A 16,990-nucleotide genomic window follows, 5' to 3' on the forward strand; every position below is an offset into this window, starting at 1 on the left:
AATTTTATAGCTGATTTAGGTAGGAGACGAGGAATAACTAAAAGCTTTATATCTAAATAAATAATTGATATAATAATAGTTAAAGAATTATTAGAGGGAGAGATAAATTAATGGAAAAAGAATATCAATTTCGAGCACTTACTTCAAATAAAGATGTTGAAATAAAGCCAGTAACACTAGAAGCACTTCAGTTTGCGATTGACAAAAATTCGGAAGTAACCAACGTAGCTATTACTGGGAATTATGGAGCGGGGAAAAGTAGTGTTGTTGAGAGCTTTGAGAGGAAATATACTGATAAAACATTCCTCCATATATCTTTAGGGCAGTATGATGAAACAATAGGTAGTGAAAAAAATGGGCTAAATAATCGTCAAATTAATACCATAGAAGGAAAGATAATCAATCAATTACTTCATCAAATTAATCCTAATCAAATAAGAAAATCAATTTTTAAAACTCTTGATGCAGAATCGCAGATTAAACCTTTTAATATTTCGGTCTATGTAGGTTTAGTATTATTATTATCCTTATACTTACTAAATATTTCTTCATGGAATGGATTGATTCAGGATTTTTCTTGGTTATCTTGGACTACGAAACCTATTATTTCCCTTCTTATACTAGTAATTTTATTTGTTTTAATTGTATATGGATTTTATTTTTTACTGAAGCTACAAAAAGATTTTGGTTTTATCAAAAAACTATCCTTAAAAGCAGAAAAAATTGAAACTGATATCGAAATTTTTTCAAATGATAATTCTAAAGTATCCTATTTTGATCGATACTTAGACGATGTCCTTTATCTATTCAAGCAATCAGGAGCAGATGTTATAGTATTTGAAGATATTGAACGTTTTAATGATTCTAGAATTTTTGAAAAATTGAAGGAATTAAATATAGTTATCAATAGAAATCGAAAGGCAAATAACAAACGTAAACTAGTATTTTTCTATCTTGTAAAGGATGATTTGTTTGAATCACAAGAAAGAACTAAGTTTTTTGATTTTATTATCCCTGTAGTTCCTGTAGTAACTGCTTCTAATTCCCATGACATATTAAAAAAATTGCTAACAGAAATGTGGGAATACGATAGTTTAGATAAAACTTTTTTATTTAATATTTCTTTGTATCTCGATGATATGAGATTAATTAATAATATTTGTAATGAGTATCTTACTTATAAAGACACATTAAATACTTTAAAGCTAGATTATGAAAAACTATTTGCAATGGTAGTCTATAAAAATATTTTCCCTAAAGATTTTTCACTCTTACAAAGAAATCAAGGATATTTATATGAATTGTTGAACTCAAAAGAAACAGCATTAAAAAATCTTAGAGAGGAGTTAAATAATAAGAAGAATGCTTTGGAGAGAAAGATAGAGAATGCTGAGGAAGAACATTTAAACGATGAAGTTGAATTATATGGAACTGTCTTAAAAATACCATCTGGAAGAAAAATAATTAAAGTAAATGGAAAATTTGAAAAAGATTTTTCAACACGTTATGATTACATAAAAGAGTTAATTGCAGGAGATAGTGAAATTTATTCCTTTGATAGTTATCATGATGCAGAGTATAATCAATATAAGCGAAATGAGGATATTGATTCTTTATTTCCTAGTAGGAATACTCCAGAATTTCAAGAGCGTTTAAAGAATACTAAAAATAAAAAAATAATAGAAAAATTAAAAGAAGAGATTAAGAAAATAAACGATGAGCTTGGGAAACTAGATAGTTATAGATTATCAGATGTTTACCAATATGCTACAGATATTGATGATTTTAAAAGTGACTTTGCAAAAGAAATAAGAAAGAATCCTCAATTCTCAATAATTTCTTTCCTAATTAGAAATGCTTATATTGATGAGAGCTATCAAGATTATTTGAATCATTTCTATGAAAATACTATAACGGTAGAAGAAAAAGAATATTTAAGAAATGTAATTTCTGGCAGACAGAATAAACATAATATTTCTCTAAAAAATTTTGATGAAATCTTTAATTATTTAGAATTAAAAAATTATAAAAGTAGTAATGTGTTAAATTATGATTTATTTAGATTTCTGTTATATTCAAATGAACATAATGAGAAGTTGAAATTAATCTTTTACCAAGATAATATTTTGGAATTTTTACTGGACTTTTATAACGAATTATTTAGATTAAATGTTGAAAATAAATCGTTTTTCTCAGAGCGTGATATAAGGGTATTTTTGAGAAAATGGCTACATCATAACTCGGATCTCTTCAACGAATATATTAACCAAGAACATAGCGATTTTATTTACGTTGATAAAAGAAAATTGATATTATCTTTAATGAATTTAGTTGATTTGAGTGATTGTACAAAAGAAACAAAAGGACAGATTTCTAAATATCTAGAGATGACACAAGAGGTTTTTCTTAATATTTTTCATGATAATTATTGTGATTTTGAAAAGTTTAATTTCAATTTATCGGCTATAAATTTTAAAATTAAGGAATTTCATTATGTGAGTTCAGGATATGAGGAAAATGTGCTGAATTATATTTATAAGAACGGCTTATACGATATTTGCAAATCTAATGTACTCTTTTTCATGGAACAGTATTCTGATATGAGTACAAAAATATATGATGTAAAACATAAAAATTATGAAATCATGGCTAGTCAAAACGGATTAAAACCTTTACTAGATTATTGTCAATCTTCTGATGAAGAATTCCTAAAGTATATTTTAATGTATGTTACTTTATCAGAGGGAGAGATGCGTGATAAACCTGAGTATATTGAACAGTTTCTAAATAACGATGTTGTATTTAATCATCAAGTACCTCAGGAAAAGTTAGAAAATGATGAATCTGAAAAGCTAGGTAATGATGAAAATATCAAGAAAGTTACATTAGCAGAAGAGATTATCTCTAGTATTCCAGATTTTTATATCACTTATACTCGAGAAAAATTCAATAAGCTAAATATTGAAAATCAGAAAGAGTTAGTAAAAAGTTTTGTTCAGACTAAAAAAGCAGAAGTGAATACTGAAATTGTTTTAGACTATTTTATTCAAAATAATGAAGTTGATAATTTTTTGATTGATTTTATTAATCTGAATCCTAATTTTGAGTTAGATAAAGAAATTTACTCAAAATTGAATAAAGACTTACAAGATAATTTTAATGAAAATATTATTAGTTCTTCAACGTTAAATGATAATATTCGAAAAAGAATACTTAGTCAGCTTGGACTCTATTTTAAAAGAATTGATAATACTGATATTGATGACAAAGATTTATTGAATTTAATAGTTAATAATCGTATTGAATTCAATAAAGAAAATCTTGAGTTTATTCGTAAAAGACAGTTGGTACACCTAGAAGAATTTATATTTATAAATATAGAAGATTATTTAAATGCTACTAATGTTGTTCGAAATGATAAGGAAATGAGAGGAGCGTTAAATAAACCTGACATAGATGAAAAATATGTAGTTGAATTATTAGTATTGCTTTTAGATGATAAATTTGATGAGTATGACTTTGACAATTTAATAAATCAAAATAGCTATGATTCGTTAGATGTGACGCTCCAAAATAAAATACAAAAAATAGTTAAAAAATATATAAGACAATTTATAGCATTAGATGAAAATGAAATTAGCGTTCCATTGTATAAATCTATCCTAAATGCGAATGATGTTTTACTTGAACATAAGAAAGAACTTTTTGAAAAATTAATTTCTGATTCGGGAAGTCAAATAGAAGTAGATAAGCTTACTTTGCTAGGTGCTTATTTAGAATTATTGGAACTATCTGATATAATGAAATTTTTGAAGGAAGAAATTGCCAAAGATATCTATGATGAATGGAAAGTTGCCTTTGACAAATTAAATCAAAATGAAGGTAATGGTGGAAATGGTAATCAGGAAGCGAAAGTATCGTATTCTGAATTTAACGAAAAACTTCTTGACTACTTAAAGAAAAGGAAGTTGATTTCTAATAAATCAAAACATGAAAATTCTGTATTAAAGCTCTATGGATTTAGAAAGAAGCAGATTGAATATAGTGATGAAGCAGAAGAAAAGCAATAGTTATCACATTCAAATGACTGAACACAAAAGTGGGCAGTCTTTTTTGATTTCTCTAGAAGTTTCTGAAATATGATATAATAGAAGAATGGCAAACAAGAATACTACAAAAACAAGACGGAGACCGTCTAAAGCAGAACTCGAAAGAAAACAGGCTATCCAGAGGATGCTGATTTCCTTAGGGATTGCCTTATTGTTGATTATTGCAGCCCTCAAGCTTGGTGCGGCGGGTATCACCCTTTACAATCTCATTCGACTGGTGGTTGGAAGTTTGGCCTATGTGGCCATCGGTGCCCTCCTCATTTATCTCTTTCTATTTAAATGGATACGTAAGCAAGAAGGACTTCTGTCAGGATTTCTCTGTATCTTCGCTGGCTTACTCTTAATTTTTGAGGCCTATCTTGTCTGGAAATTTGGCTTGGAGCAGGCAGTTCTAAAAGGGACTTTGTCTCAAGTTATGACGGACCTGACTGGTATCCGGGTGACTAGCTTTGCTGGTGGAGGCCTGCTAGGTGTCGGACTTTATATCCCCATTGCCTTTCTTTTCTCAAATATCGGATCGTACTTTATTGGAGTTCTCTTGATTCTAGTTGGGGCACTCTTGGTCAGTCCTTGGTCTATTTATGACGTTGCAGCCTTTATTGGAGCTCAGTTTAGATCCTTCATGGAAAAACAGGAACAGAGAAAACAGGAACGCTTCATCAAGAGAGAAGAAGAAAAGGCTCGCCAAGAAGCTGAAGAAGCAGCCAGAATTCAGAGAGAACAAGAAGAAAAGGATACCCTACCGCTTCCTCCTGTAGATCCTGAAACTGGAGAAATCTTATCTGAAGTACCAGACTACGATTTCCCCCCAATTCCTGAAAAAGAATGGAGTGAACCGGAGATCATCCTCCCTCAAGCTGACGTTGAAGTTCCAGATGAGGAAGAAGACTTTGAGGATGAAGAGGTGCAGGTTGATTTTTCTGCCAAGGAAGCCCTCGAATACAAGCTACCAAGCTTGCAACTCTTTGCGCCAGATAAACCCAAAGATCAGTCCAAGGAAAAGAAGATTGTTCGAGAAAATATCAAAATCTTAGAAGAAACCTTTGCTAGCTTTGGTATCAAGGTAACGGTGGAACGAGCTGAAATCGGCCCATCTGTTACCAAGTATGAAGTCAAGCCAGCAGTCGGTGTACGGGTTAACCGCATTTCCAATCTGGCAGACGACTTAGCGCTTGCTCTAGCGGCCAAGGATGTTCGGATTGAGGCTCCGATCCCTGGTAAATCTTTAGTCGGGATTGAGGTTCCTAACTCTGAAATTGCGACCGTTTCTTTCCGTGAGCTCTGGGAACAGTCTCAGACTAAACCAGAAAATCTCCTCGAAATTCCTCTGGGGAAGGCAGTTAATGGAACTGCTCGTACCTTTGACCTTTCCAAGATGCCTCACCTACTGGTTGCAGGTTCGACGGGATCCGGGAAGTCAGTCGCAGTTAACGGTATTATCGCTAGCATTCTGATGAAAGCAAGACCAGACCAGGTCAAGTTTATGATGGTGGATCCAAAGATGGTTGAGCTATCGGTTTACAACGATATTCCTCATCTCTTGATCCCAGTTGTGACCAATCCACGCAAGGCTAGCAAGGCTCTCCAAAAGGTCGTGGATGAGATGGAAAACCGTTATGAACTCTTCGCTAAGGTTGGAGTGCGAAATATAGCTGGTTACAATGCCAAGGTTGAAGAATTCAATGCCCAGTCTGAGTACAAACAAGTACCCCTGCCTTTGATTGTTGTTATTGTGGACGAGTTGGCTGACCTTATGATGGTGGCTAGCAAGGAAGTAGAAGATGCCATCATCCGTCTCGGACAGAAGGCGCGTGCTGCAGGGATTCACATGATTCTTGCAACGCAGCGGCCATCGGTTGATGTTATCTCTGGTCTTATCAAGGCCAATGTCCCGTCTCGTGTGGCTTTTGCAGTTTCTTCAGGTACAGATTCACGAACCATCTTGGATGAAAATGGCGCTGAAAAACTGCTTGGTCGAGGAGACATGCTCTTTAAACCAATTGATGAAAATCACCCAGTCCGTCTGCAAGGGTCCTTTATCTCGGATGATGATGTTGAACGTATCGTAAACTTCATCAAGGCTCAGGCTGATGCGGACTATGATGATAACTTTGACCCAGGAGATGTTCCTGAAAATGAAGGAGATGTCTCTGATGGTGAAGCTGGCGGCGATCCGCTCTTTGAGGAAGCCAAGGCTCTGGTTATCGAGACACAGAAAGCCAGTGCTTCTATGATTCAGCGTCGTTTGTCTGTTGGATTTAACCGTGCGACCCGCCTTATGGAAGAACTTGAGATGGCAGGTGTCATTGGTCCAGCTGAGGGAACCAAACCACGAAAAGTATTGCAACAATAAAAAAATAGCTTCTTTCCAAGTTTGGAAGGAAGCTATTTTAGTGACTACTGGTTCGTTTTATTTTCTGAACTCGTCGTATTTGACTGTGTACCGCTATCGCTTGTTTCTTTATTTGTAGCAGGTGTAGAAGAGTCCTGAGTTGTTGTTTTCTGCTCTTCTTTTTTCTCCTCTTTCTTGTTGGATTGAGAAGTTTCTTCTTGTGGGGTATTTTCTTTAGTAGAAGTGTTGTCCTTGTTAGGTGTAGTATTTTCCTGAGGGGATTCCTTTTGAATTTCCTTGACAACAGTTGTTTGGGTTGTCGTTGGTTCTTTTTTGTTGTTTTTGTTATTATCCATGGCGTTCATGATGGTGATAGTAGCGGTGATTAGGCCAAGGATACTACCGATGGTAGCAATCGTTTTTTGAAAGACAGTAAATCCCTTTTTGATGTGTTCTGTTTTTGGTTTTGAAGTTCTACGATAGTTAGACATGATACTCTCCTTTGATTATGATTTATTATACCTCATTTCTTTAAAAAAATCTTAAAAAAAGAGAAACCTCCCTTTCTTGTCGCAGGTCTCTTTTCGTGATACAATAGAAGGAGTGATTTTAGAAAGCGTGAGAATACATGATCTACTTTGATAATTCGGCGACAACTAAGCCTTATCCTGAAGCTCTAGAGACCTATATGCAGGTCGCTTCAAAAATTGTAGGAAATCCGTCTAGTCTCCATCGTTTGGGAGACCAGGCAACACGAATTTTAGATGCTTCCCGGCAGCAAATTGCAGATTTGATTGGGAAGAAAAGTGATGAAATCTTCTTTACATCTGGTGGAACAGAAGGGGATAACTGGGTCATCAAGGGTGTAGCCTTTGAAAAAGCCCAGTTTGGCAAGCACATCATCGTATCAGCTATTGAGCATCCAGCAGTCAAGGAGTCAGCACTCTGGCTGAAAAGTCAAGGTTTTGAGGTGGATATTGCCCCAGTTGATGAGAAAGGATTTGTAGATGTCAAGGCTCTAGCAAGTTTGATTCGACCTGATACGACCCTCATTTCCATCATGGCAGTTAACAATGAAATCGGCTCTATCCAACCTATTGAAGCTATTTCAGAACTTTTAGCTGATAAACCAACCATTTCCTTCCACGTGGATGCGGTTCAGGCACTTGCCAAGATTCCGACTGAAAAGTATCTGACAGATCGAGTGGATTTTGCAACCTTCTCAAGTCATAAGTTTCATGGTGTCAGAGGTGTTGGCTTTGTCTATATCAAGTCTGGTAAGAAAATCACGCCTCTTTTAACAGGTGGTGGTCAAGAGCGCGATTATCGCTCGACAACTGAAAATGTGGCAGGGATTGCAGCGACAGCCAAAGCTCTCCGATTGGCTATGGAAAAGCTAGACCTGTTTATATCTAAGACAAGCCAGATGAAGGCAGTCATTCGCCAAGCCCTTCTGGACTATTCAGATATTTTCGTCTTTTCAGATGAGGAAGACTTTGCCCCTCATATCCTGACTTTTGGGATTAAGGGTGTTCGTGGAGAAGTCATCGTCCATGCCTTTGAAGACTATGATATTTTCATTTCCACAACCTCTGCTTGTTCATCCAAGGCTGGGAAACCTGCGGGTACCTTGATTGTCATGGGAGTGGACAAAGATAAGGCCCAGTCAGCTGTGCGTTTAAGCCTAGACCTTGAAAATGATATGAGTCAGGTTGAGCAGTTCTTGACCAAGCTAAAATTAATTTACAATCAAACTAGAAAAGTAAGATAGGAGCATTCATGCAGTATTCAGAAATTATGATTCGCTACGGAGAGTTGTCAACCAAGGGCAAAAACCGCATGCGTTTCATCAATAAACTTCGCAATAACATTTCAGACGTTTTGTCCATCTATCCCCAAGTTAAGGTAACCGCTGATCGCGACCGTGCCCACGTTTACCTGAATGGAGCCGATTACACAGCAGTTGCAGAATCACTCAAACAAGTATTCGGGATTCAAAACTTTTCTCCAGTTTACAAAGTTGAAAAGTCTGTTGAAACTCTCAAAGCTGCCGTGCAAGAGATTATGCAAGACATCTACAAGGAAGGCATGACTTTTAAAATCTCTAGTAGACGAAGCGACCATAGCTTTGAATTGGACAGTCGTGAACTTAATCAAACCCTTGGTGGATCTGTTTTCGACGTAATTCCTACTATTCAAGCCCAGATGAAAAATCCTGATATCACTCTTCAGGTGGAGATTCGTGAGGAAGCTGCTTATCTTTCCTATGAAACCATTCGTGGAGCAGGTGGTTTACCAGTGGGTACTTCTGGTAAGGGGATGCTCATGTTGTCAGGAGGAATTGACTCACCTGTAGCAGGTTATCTAGCTCTTAAACGTGGGGTAGATATCGAGGCGGTTCACTTTGCTAGCCCACCATACACTAGCCCTGGAGCTCTCAAGAAGGCCCAATATTTGACCCGTAAATTGACCAAGTTTGGTGGTAATATCCAATTTATCGAAGTGCCTTTCACTGAGATTCAAGAGGAAATCAAGGCCAAGGCGCCAGAAGCCTACCTCATGACTTTGACGCGTCGGTTTATGATGCGGATTACTGACCGTATCCGTGAGGTGAGAAAGGGTCTGGTCATTATCAATGGGGAAAGCCTTGGCCAAGTAGCGAGCCAGACCTTGGAAAGTATGCAGGCTATCAACGCTGTGACCAACACTCCCATCATCCGCCCTGTGGTCACTATGGACAAGTTGGAAATCATTGACATCGCTCAGGAAATCGATACCTTTGAAATTTCTATCCAGCCGTTTGAGGACTGCTGTACTATTTTTGCACCTGACCGTCCTAAGACCAATCCTAAGATAGAGAATGCTGAGAAGTATGAAAAATGGATGGATGTTGAAGGCTTGGTTGAGCGAGCAGTGGCTGGTATCATGATCACTGAGATTACACCTCAGGCTGAAAAAGATGCTGTCGATGAGTTAATTGACAATCTCCTCTAATCAGAAAATCCAGAAGAATTCAGAAAAACAAATGAAAAAAGTTAGTTATTTATCCTTTAAATGGACATTAACTGACTTTTTTTCTATTTTTATGGTATAATAAGATAAAATTTTGAATATAGAGAGTTTTCTGACAATGAATCATTCCTACTTTTACTTAAAAATGAAAGAACACAAACTCAAGGTTCCTTATACAGGAAAAGAGCGTCGAGTGCGTGTTCTCCTGCCTAAGGACTACGAGAAAGACACAGACCGTTTTTACCCTGTTGTTTACTTTCACGATGGGCAAAATGTCTTTTACAGCAAGGAGTCCTATATCGGACACTCTTGGAAGATTATTCCAGCCATTAAGCGAAATCCGGATATCAGTCGCATGATTGTTGTAGCCATTGACAATGATGGTATGGGACGGATGAATGAGTACGCAGCTTGGAAGTTTCAAGAATCTCCTATTCCAGGGCAGCAGTTTGGCGGTAAAGGTGTGGAGTATTCCGAGTTTGTCATGGAGGTGATCAAGCCTTTTATCGATGAGACCTACCGTACCAAAGCTGACCGCCAGCATACGGTCATGATTGGATCGTCATTAGGAGGCAATATTACCCAGTTTATCGGACTGGAATACCAAGACCGAATTGGTTGTCTGGGTGTCTTTTCATCTGCCAACTGGCTCCACCAAGAAGCCTTTAACCGCTACATCGAGCGTAAGAAACTGTCGCCTGAACAGCGCATTTTCATCTATGTAGGAACAGAAGAAGCAGACGATACGGACAAGACCCTGATGGCTGGCAATATCAAACAAGCCTATATCGACTCGTCGCTTCGCTATTACCATGATTTGATTGCAGGTGGAGTAGACTTGGATAATCTTGTTTTGAAAGTTCAGTCTGGTGCCATCCATAGTGAAATACCTTGGTCGGAAAATTTACCAGACTGTCTCCGATTTTTTGCAGAGAAATGGTAAGTTAAGAAAGGAGAAAGCCAATGCATATTGAAAACCTCAGCCACTGGAGTGGCAATCTTAATCGTGAAATGTATCTCAACCGTTATGGGCATGCTGGGATTCCAGTTGTGGTTTTTGCTTCATCTGGTGGCAGTCACAATGAATACTATGATTTTGGTATGATTGATGCCTGTGCTTCCTTTATCGAAGAAGGTCGTGTTCAATTCTTTACTCTCTCCAGCGTTGACAGTGAGAGCTGGTTGGCCACTTGGAAAAATAATCATGACCAAGCGGAGATGCATCGAGCTTACGAACGCTATGTGATTGAGGAGGCCATTCCTTTTATCAAGCATAAGACAGGTTGGTTTGATGGCATGATGACTACGGGTTGCTCGATGGGGGCTTACCATGCACTCAATTTCTTCCTCCAGCATCCAGATGTCTTTACCAAGGTGATTGCTCTCAGCGGTGTTTACGACGCGCGTTTCTTTGTCGGCGATTACTACAATGACGATGCCATTTATCAAAACTCGCCAGTAGATTATATCTGGAATCAGAATGACGGCTGGTTTATCGATCGTTACCGTCAGGCGGAGATTGTCGTTTGTACGGGCCTCGGTGCCTGGGAACAAGATGGTCTACCATCTTTCTACAAGCTTAAAGAAGCCTTTGACCAGAAACAAATTCCAGCCTGGTTTGCTGAATGGGGACACGATGTCGCCCACGACTGGGAATGGTGGCGTAAACAAATGCCCTATTTTCTTGGACACCTGTATCTATAAAAGGAGTTGCCTATGAATTACCTTGTTATTTCTCCCTACTATCCGCAAAACTTTCAACAGTTTACAATCGAGTTAGCTAATAAAGGCATCACAGTCTTGGGAATTGGTCAGGAGCCTTACGAACAACTAGATGAGCCTTTGCGCAATAGCCTAACTGAGTATTTCCGTGTGGACAATCTTGAGAATATAGACGAAGTCAAGCGTGCTGTTGCCTTTCTTTTCTACAAGCATGGTCCTATCGATCGAATCGAGTCACACAATGAATACTGGCTTGAGCTAGACGCAGCACTTAGAGAACAATTCAATGTCTTTGGTGCCAAACCCGAGGATCTCAAAAAGACGAAATATAAGTCTGAAATGAAGAAACGTTTCAAAAAAGCAGGTGTCCCTGTGGTACCTGGAGCTGTTATCCAGACGGAAGCAGATGTGGATAAAGCAGTGAAAGAAATCGGTCTACCAATGATTGCCAAACCTGATAACGGAGTGGGAGCGGCAGCAACCTTTAAGCTTGAGACAGAAGAAGATGTAAATCACTTCAAGGCTGAATGGGACCATTCTACCGTTTATTTCTTTGAAAAATTTGTCACTTCTAGCGAAATCTGTACCTTTGACGGACTTGTGGACAAGAATGGCAACATCGTCTTTTCAACGACTTTCGATTATGCCCATACACCACTTGATCTCATGATTTATAAGATGGACAATTCCTACTATGTGCTCAAGAATATGGATCAAAAACTGCGCAAATATGGTGAGGCCATAGTCAAAGAATTTGGCATGAAGGAGCGTTTTTTCCATATCGAATTCTTCCGTGAGGGAGCTGACTATATCGCCATTGAGTACAACAATCGTCCTGCAGGTGGTTTTACCATTGATGTTTATAACTTCGCTCACTCCTTGGATCTCTACCGAGGTTATGCAGCTATTGTCGCAGGTGAGGAGTTTCCAACATCAGAGTTTGAACCTCAATACTGTCTAGCTACATCACGTCGTGCTAATGCTAACTATGTTTATTCAGAAGAGGACCTTCTTGCCAAATACAGCCAGCAATTCAAGGTCAAAAAAATCATGCCAGCAGCCTTTGCAGAGCTACAAGGGGATTACCTTTATATGTTGATAACTCCAAGCCGTCAAGAGATGGAGCAGATGATTGCAGATTTTGGTCAACGTCAAGAGTAACGAAAGGGATGAAAGAAGTTTGACTTCTTTTGTCCTTTTCTTAAAGATAAGTTAAATAAAGCGTTTTCCAGATATTCTTTTAGAAAATCGGTTGCTAAAAGGCCTAAAAATTGATAGAATAAGGATTGTCTAAAAAAATTTAAGGAGAATCTATCAAATGGATTTTACATGGGCTATTAAATATGCCACTGAATTTTTGGGAACTGCTATTTTGATCATTCTTGGAAATGGTGCAGTTGCCAACGTTGAACTTAAAGGTACGAAAGGTCACCAAAGTGGCTGGCTCGTTATCGCTGTTGGTTATGGTATGGGGGTTATGATCCCAGCCTTGATGTTCGGTAACGTTTCTGGTAACCACATCAACCCAGCTTTCACTCTTGGACTTGCTGTTAGCGGGCTTTTCTCTTGGGATCAAGTACCGTTTTACATCCTTGCGCAAGTTTTGGGGGCAATTTTTGGTCAAGCTTTGGTTGTAGCGACTCACCGTCCTTACTACTTGAAAACAGAAAACCCAAACAATATCTTGGGTACCTTCTCAACGATTTCAAGCATCGACCACGGTACAAAAGAATCACGTTTCGCAGCAACGGTTAACGGTTTCCTAAATGAGTTTGTAGGTTCATTTGTTCTTTTCTTTGCAGCACTAGGTTTGACAAAACTACATTTTGGTGCAGAACTTAAAGCTGTCGCAGAATCTACAGTTCAACAACAAGTTCAGCAAGCTACATTAGCAGGTCAACAAATTGCAGAATCAGATGTAAAAAATGCTATACATAATATATTTGCACAATCTACAAATGGTTCTTCTGCTATCGCACACTTGGCACTTGGTTTCCTAGTCATGGCCTTGGTAACATCTCTTGGTGGTCCTACAGGACCAGGTTTGAACCCAGCTCGTGACTTTGGACCACGTCTCCTTCACGCTGTTCTTCCAAAATCAGTTCTTGGTCAACACAAGGGTGATTCAAAATGGTGGTATGCATGGGTACCAGTTGTAGCTCCAATCGCAGCGGGTATTGCAGCAGTAGCAGTATTCAAACTACTTTATCTATAATAAGAGAAACTGGGGAAACCCAGTTTTTTTGTTATAAAATTTCTAAATAAATCAGATATGGCTTGTAAAATATTCGAAAATCCTTTAGAATAAAAGAGTTGGAGGAATTTATGAGTGTGAATGAGATTGTTCGGATCATTCCGACTGTGAAAGTTAATAACCGAAAATTAAATGAAAAATTTTACATTGAAACCCTAGGGATGAAACCCTTATTAGAAGAGTCGGCCTTTCTTTCCTTGGGAGACCAGACAGGTACTGAAAGATTGATTTTAGAAGAAGCTCCGAGCATGAGAACACGCAGAGTTGAAGGAGTTAAGAAGTTAGCTAGACTCTTGGTAAAAGTTGACAATCCTTCTGAAATCGAGGACCTTCTTTCACAGATGAAGTCCCTTCCTCGCCTATTTAAAGGAAGCTGTGGTTATGCTTTTGAGATTGTTTCTCCTGAACAGGATGTGATCCTTGTTCATGCGGAAAATCATATTGAAGATTTAGTTCCGCTAGATACGATTCCTGAATTTTGTTTAAATACAAGCATAAAATATTTGAGTCAATTTGAAGTTTCCGTTGAACTCCGTCTGCCTGAGGACAGGGAGAGTTTACTTGATTCAGAATTGGCGACTAATGCCATTACCTTTACTAAAGGGCAAGGACAAGATTTGGCTGTTGAAAACAATGTTACCTGGGACTTGTCTATGCTGAAATTTTTGGTAAAGAATCTAGAGTTGACTAGTCTTCGTCAGAAATTTGAAAAGACAGGCTACTTTGTTCCTAAGTCCGAAAAATTCTTCCTTGGTAAAGATAGCAATAACATCGAATTGTGGTTTGAAGAAGCATGAAGTGGACAAAAATTCTAAAAAAAATAGAAGATCAAATCGAGGCAGGGGTCTATCCCGGGGCCTCTTTTGCGTATTTTAAGGATGGTAAATGGAAAGAATCTTATCTGGGATTTAGTGATCCTGAGAAAGGTTTGAAAACAGAGTCGGGGCTAGTCTATGACCTAGCCAGTGTGAGTAAGGTTGTGGGAGTAGGGACAGTCTACACCTTCTTGTGGCAACAGGGGAAACTAGACATTGATCGACCAGTGACAGATTTTTTTCCTGAATGCGATTACCCAGATATCACTATTCGTCAACTCTTGACCCACGCAACAAATCTGGACCCCTTTATTCCCAATAGGGACCAGTTGGGTTCTGAGGAATTAAGAGAGGCCATGTTTCATCTGAATAGACGTAGTCAGCCTGCTTTTCTATACTCGGATGTTCACTTTTTACTCTTGGGCTTTCTTTTGGAGAAAATCTTTGAACAAGACTTGGATCAGATTATAGAAGAACAAGTTTTGAACCCATGGAGGATGAAGGAAACCATGTTTGGTCCCGTTGAGTTTGCTGTACCAACAGTGAGGGGAGTAGAGGCAGGCAGTATTCACGATCCCAAAGCCCGTCTTTTGGGCAGACATGCTGGAAGTGCGGGTTTATTTTCAACTGTTAAGGATTTGCAAATCTTTCTGGAACATTATTTGAAAGATGATTTTGCTGAAAACTTAAGTCGAAATTACTCTCCCCTAGAGGATAAAGAGCGATCGCTAGCTTGGAATCTGGAGGGAGACTGGCTTGACCATACGGGCTATACAGGTACCTTCATCATGTGGAATCGAGAGAAACAAGAAGCTGCCATCTTTTTATCCAATCGAACGTATGAGAGAGATGAACGTGCTCAGTGGATAATCGATCGAAACCAAGTCATGGAAATGATTCGTCAAGAAGAGCAGGGGGAAGAATGTCAAAAACCGTAAAAGGAACTCTCTTTACAGTAGTTGCAGGAATTGCTTGGGGCTTGTCTGGAACCAGTGGCCAATACCTGATGGCACACGGTATTTCCGCTCTAGTCTTGACCAATCTGCGACTCATTATTGCAGGATTGGTCCTGGTATTTTTAACTTATGCGACCGCAAAGGATAAACTCCTTGCTTTTTTAAATGACAGGAAAAGCCTTTACTCTCTCTTGTTATTTGCCTTGTTTGGCCTTTTCTTAAACCAGTTTGCCTATCTTTCTGCCATTCAGGAAACCAATGCTGGAACGGCGACAGTTCTCCAGTATGTATGCCCCGTTGGGATCTTGATTTATACTTGTATCAAGGACAGGGTAGCTCCGACACTGGCTGAGCTTATTTCGATTGGATTGGCTATAGGAGGAACTTTTCTGATTGCGACGCACGGGAAAGTTGACCAGTTGTCTGTCACACCTGCTGGTCTTTTCTGGGGCCTCTTTTCTGCCTTGACCTATGCCCTCTATATTATCCTTCCTATTGCCTTGATTAAGAAGTGGGGGAGTATGTTGGTGATTGGTGTGGGCATGGTTATTTCTGGAGTGGTGGCTATTCCCTTCACAGGGGTTTTGCAGGCCAGTATACCGACAAGTTTGGATTTTCTTTTTGCATTTGCTGGCATTATCATCATTGGCACGGTCTTTGCCTATACAGCTTTCCTAAAAGGAGCTAGTATGATAGGCCCTGTTAAGTCCAGTTTATTGGTTTCCATAGAGCCCATCTCTGCTGTTTTCTTTGCCTTTCTGATTATGAAAGAGCAATTCTATGCAATTGATTTTGTCGGTATGGCTATGATTTTACTTGCGGTAGCCATCATTTCTTTGAAAGATTTGTTGATAGAAAATAAACGGAAGGTTGAATGAGAAACTAGTTACTCGTAAAAAGTGGTTGGTTTGAATATCCTATCGAAATATTGATTATGGATAAGGAATGGGAGTGGAATTTTATAAAATTTTAAGTTTCTTTTCTTACAATAAACCAATCTTTAACTGCTAGAAGGAGGAGATATGAAAATTTTACAAAGCATTCACCCAACTAAGCCCCTGCGCTACTTGAGATGGTTTGACATTCTGATTATTACAGTTTTAATGTTTGGTCAGTTTATCATTCGGTCAACGGAGCTCTTTTTAGCAAGTATGTTTCCGACAGGTCTTTCAACTACAATGGATACAGTAAGTAATACTGTCAGCGAGGGGGTAGGCTATTTGAGCAACTTCACCCTGCAAGTGATACTTCTTACCTTAGCCTTGCTTTACCTTTTGATTCGGAATTATGATTTCAAACAACTTCCCATTCGTTGGACCTGGTCCCTTCTCTTTTGGGTTCCTTCTATATTTGCCATTGTGGGTTTGTTTGGAGACTTGGTGACGACACTAACTGGTGAATACAATTACTTAAATCCAGCTCTTTTTGCCCACATAGATCCCATGGAAGTTATACGGAAATTCCTAGCGCTTAGTCCGATGGCAATTGCCTATGCCTTGTTAAATGGCTTCTATGAAGAATTTTTCTTTCTAGGGTTGTTGACCTCAGTGAAAGAAAAGCACAAGTGGCGGGTTTTGTTTTATTCTACCCTCATTCGGATTTCTTTTCACACTTATCAAGGATTGGTGTGGGCACTGGTTATTGGTGTAGTTTATGGTTTATTCTATTATTTTCTATACAAGTATAAGGTTAAAAATCTTTTGCCATTTTTCCTTATGCATGCTCTGGTAGACATGTTTGGTTCTAGCCTCCTGTATCTCTTGATTGCGTGGGGAAGGTAAGAATCAGAA

General features: G+C 38.5%; 13 protein-coding genes. 12 read left to right on the top strand and 1 reads right to left on the bottom strand.

All coding sequences use genetic code 11. From position 1 onward, the window contains the following. The first annotated feature begins 110 nt into the window (after positions 1–110). A complete protein-coding gene (locus D8801_RS00705; protein WP_125847146.1) occupies positions 111–4,070 on the top strand; it encodes a YobI family P-loop NTPase in 3,960 nt (1,319 codons plus the stop codon). 85 nt (positions 4,071–4,155) lie between these two features. After that, complete coding sequence (locus tag D8801_RS00710) at positions 4,156–6,462, top strand: DNA translocase FtsK (RefSeq protein WP_125847148.1); 2,307 nt, start codon at positions 4,156–4,158, stop codon at positions 6,460–6,462. Positions 6,463–6,506: 44 nt separating this feature from the next. Here the strand turns inward: D8801_RS00710 and D8801_RS00715 are convergent, their stop codons facing one another. Then, complete coding sequence (locus D8801_RS00715; protein ID WP_125847150.1) at positions 6,507–6,932, bottom strand: DUF6556 family protein; 426 nt, start codon at positions 6,930–6,932, stop codon at positions 6,507–6,509. A 137-nt stretch (positions 6,933–7,069) separates the two neighbouring features. Between D8801_RS00715 and D8801_RS00720 the strand changes: the two genes are divergently transcribed. The 10 genes from D8801_RS00720 (at position 7,070) to D8801_RS00765 (ending at position 16,981) form a co-directional block, all read left to right on the top strand. Next, positions 7,070–8,212, top strand: coding sequence for a cysteine desulfurase family protein (locus tag D8801_RS00720; protein WP_125847152.1), 1,143 nt, complete (start codon positions 7,070–7,072; stop codon positions 8,210–8,212). 8 nt (positions 8,213–8,220) lie between these two features. Beyond that, entirely contained in the window at positions 8,221–9,435 is a 1,215-nt protein-coding gene (gene thiI, locus D8801_RS00725) for a tRNA uracil 4-sulfurtransferase ThiI (protein WP_125847154.1), read from the top strand. Between the two features lie 136 nt (positions 9,436–9,571). Further along, a complete protein-coding gene (locus D8801_RS00730) occupies positions 9,572–10,396 on the top strand; it encodes an alpha/beta hydrolase (protein WP_125847156.1) in 825 nt (274 codons plus the stop codon). A 20-nt stretch (positions 10,397–10,416) separates the two neighbouring features. Continuing rightward, positions 10,417–11,157: an esterase family protein gene (locus D8801_RS00735; protein ID WP_125847158.1), complete on the top strand. Its 741-nt coding sequence runs from the start codon at positions 10,417–10,419 to the stop codon at positions 11,155–11,157. 12 nt (positions 11,158–11,169) lie between these two features. Beyond that, positions 11,170–12,336 (top strand): ATP-grasp domain-containing protein, encoded by a 1,167-nt coding sequence (locus D8801_RS00740; RefSeq protein WP_125847160.1) that lies wholly within the window; start codon positions 11,170–11,172, stop codon positions 12,334–12,336. A gap of 157 nt (positions 12,337–12,493) precedes the next feature. Next, positions 12,494–13,390, top strand: coding sequence for an aquaglyceroporin Gla (gene gla, locus D8801_RS00745; RefSeq protein WP_125847162.1), 897 nt, complete (start codon positions 12,494–12,496; stop codon positions 13,388–13,390). Between the two features lie 110 nt (positions 13,391–13,500). Continuing rightward, positions 13,501–14,226, top strand: coding sequence for a CppA N-terminal domain-containing protein (locus D8801_RS00750; protein ID WP_125847164.1), 726 nt, complete (start codon positions 13,501–13,503; stop codon positions 14,224–14,226). Beyond that, positions 14,223–15,182 carry a serine hydrolase domain-containing protein gene (locus tag D8801_RS00755; RefSeq protein WP_125847166.1) on the top strand — a complete coding sequence of 320 codons (960 nt, stop codon included), beginning with the start codon at positions 14,223–14,225 and terminating at the stop codon, positions 15,180–15,182. The genes D8801_RS00750 and D8801_RS00755 overlap by 4 nt, the downstream gene beginning before the upstream one ends. Further along, positions 15,167–16,078: a DMT family transporter gene (locus tag D8801_RS00760; RefSeq protein ID WP_125847168.1), complete on the top strand. Its 912-nt coding sequence runs from the start codon at positions 15,167–15,169 to the stop codon at positions 16,076–16,078. Before D8801_RS00755 ends, D8801_RS00760 begins: the two co-directional genes overlap by 16 nt. Positions 16,079–16,222: 144 nt before the next feature. Further along, positions 16,223–16,981, top strand: coding sequence for a CPBP family intramembrane glutamic endopeptidase (locus D8801_RS00765; protein WP_125847170.1), 759 nt, complete (start codon positions 16,223–16,225; stop codon positions 16,979–16,981). Positions 16,982–16,990 lie beyond the last annotated feature (9 nt).

The organism is Streptococcus oralis (assembly GCF_003943415.1).
Taxonomy (GTDB): Bacteria; Bacillota; Bacilli; order Lactobacillales; family Streptococcaceae; genus Streptococcus; species Streptococcus oralis_BJ.

Coding starts and splice junctions, on each gene's coding strand:
- D8801_RS00705 (WP_125847146.1), top strand. CDS start 111: ATGGAAAAAGAATATCAATTTCGAGCACTTACTTCAAATAAAGATGTT.
- D8801_RS00710 (WP_125847148.1), top strand. CDS start 4,156: ATGGCAAACAAGAATACTACAAAAACAAGACGGAGACCGTCTAAAGCA.
- D8801_RS00715 (WP_125847150.1), bottom strand. CDS start 6,932: ATGTCTAACTATCGTAGAACTTCAAAACCAAAAACAGAACACATCAAA.
- D8801_RS00720 (WP_125847152.1), top strand. CDS start 7,070: ATGATCTACTTTGATAATTCGGCGACAACTAAGCCTTATCCTGAAGCT.
- thiI (WP_125847154.1), top strand. CDS start 8,221: ATGCAGTATTCAGAAATTATGATTCGCTACGGAGAGTTGTCAACCAAG.
- D8801_RS00730 (WP_125847156.1), top strand. CDS start 9,572: ATGAATCATTCCTACTTTTACTTAAAAATGAAAGAACACAAACTCAAG.
- D8801_RS00735 (WP_125847158.1), top strand. CDS start 10,417: ATGCATATTGAAAACCTCAGCCACTGGAGTGGCAATCTTAATCGTGAA.
- D8801_RS00740 (WP_125847160.1), top strand. CDS start 11,170: ATGAATTACCTTGTTATTTCTCCCTACTATCCGCAAAACTTTCAACAG.
- gla (WP_125847162.1), top strand. CDS start 12,494: ATGGATTTTACATGGGCTATTAAATATGCCACTGAATTTTTGGGAACT.
- D8801_RS00750 (WP_125847164.1), top strand. CDS start 13,501: ATGAGTGTGAATGAGATTGTTCGGATCATTCCGACTGTGAAAGTTAAT.
- D8801_RS00755 (WP_125847166.1), top strand. CDS start 14,223: ATGAAGTGGACAAAAATTCTAAAAAAAATAGAAGATCAAATCGAGGCA.
- D8801_RS00760 (WP_125847168.1), top strand. CDS start 15,167: ATGTCAAAAACCGTAAAAGGAACTCTCTTTACAGTAGTTGCAGGAATT.
- D8801_RS00765 (WP_125847170.1), top strand. CDS start 16,223: ATGAAAATTTTACAAAGCATTCACCCAACTAAGCCCCTGCGCTACTTG.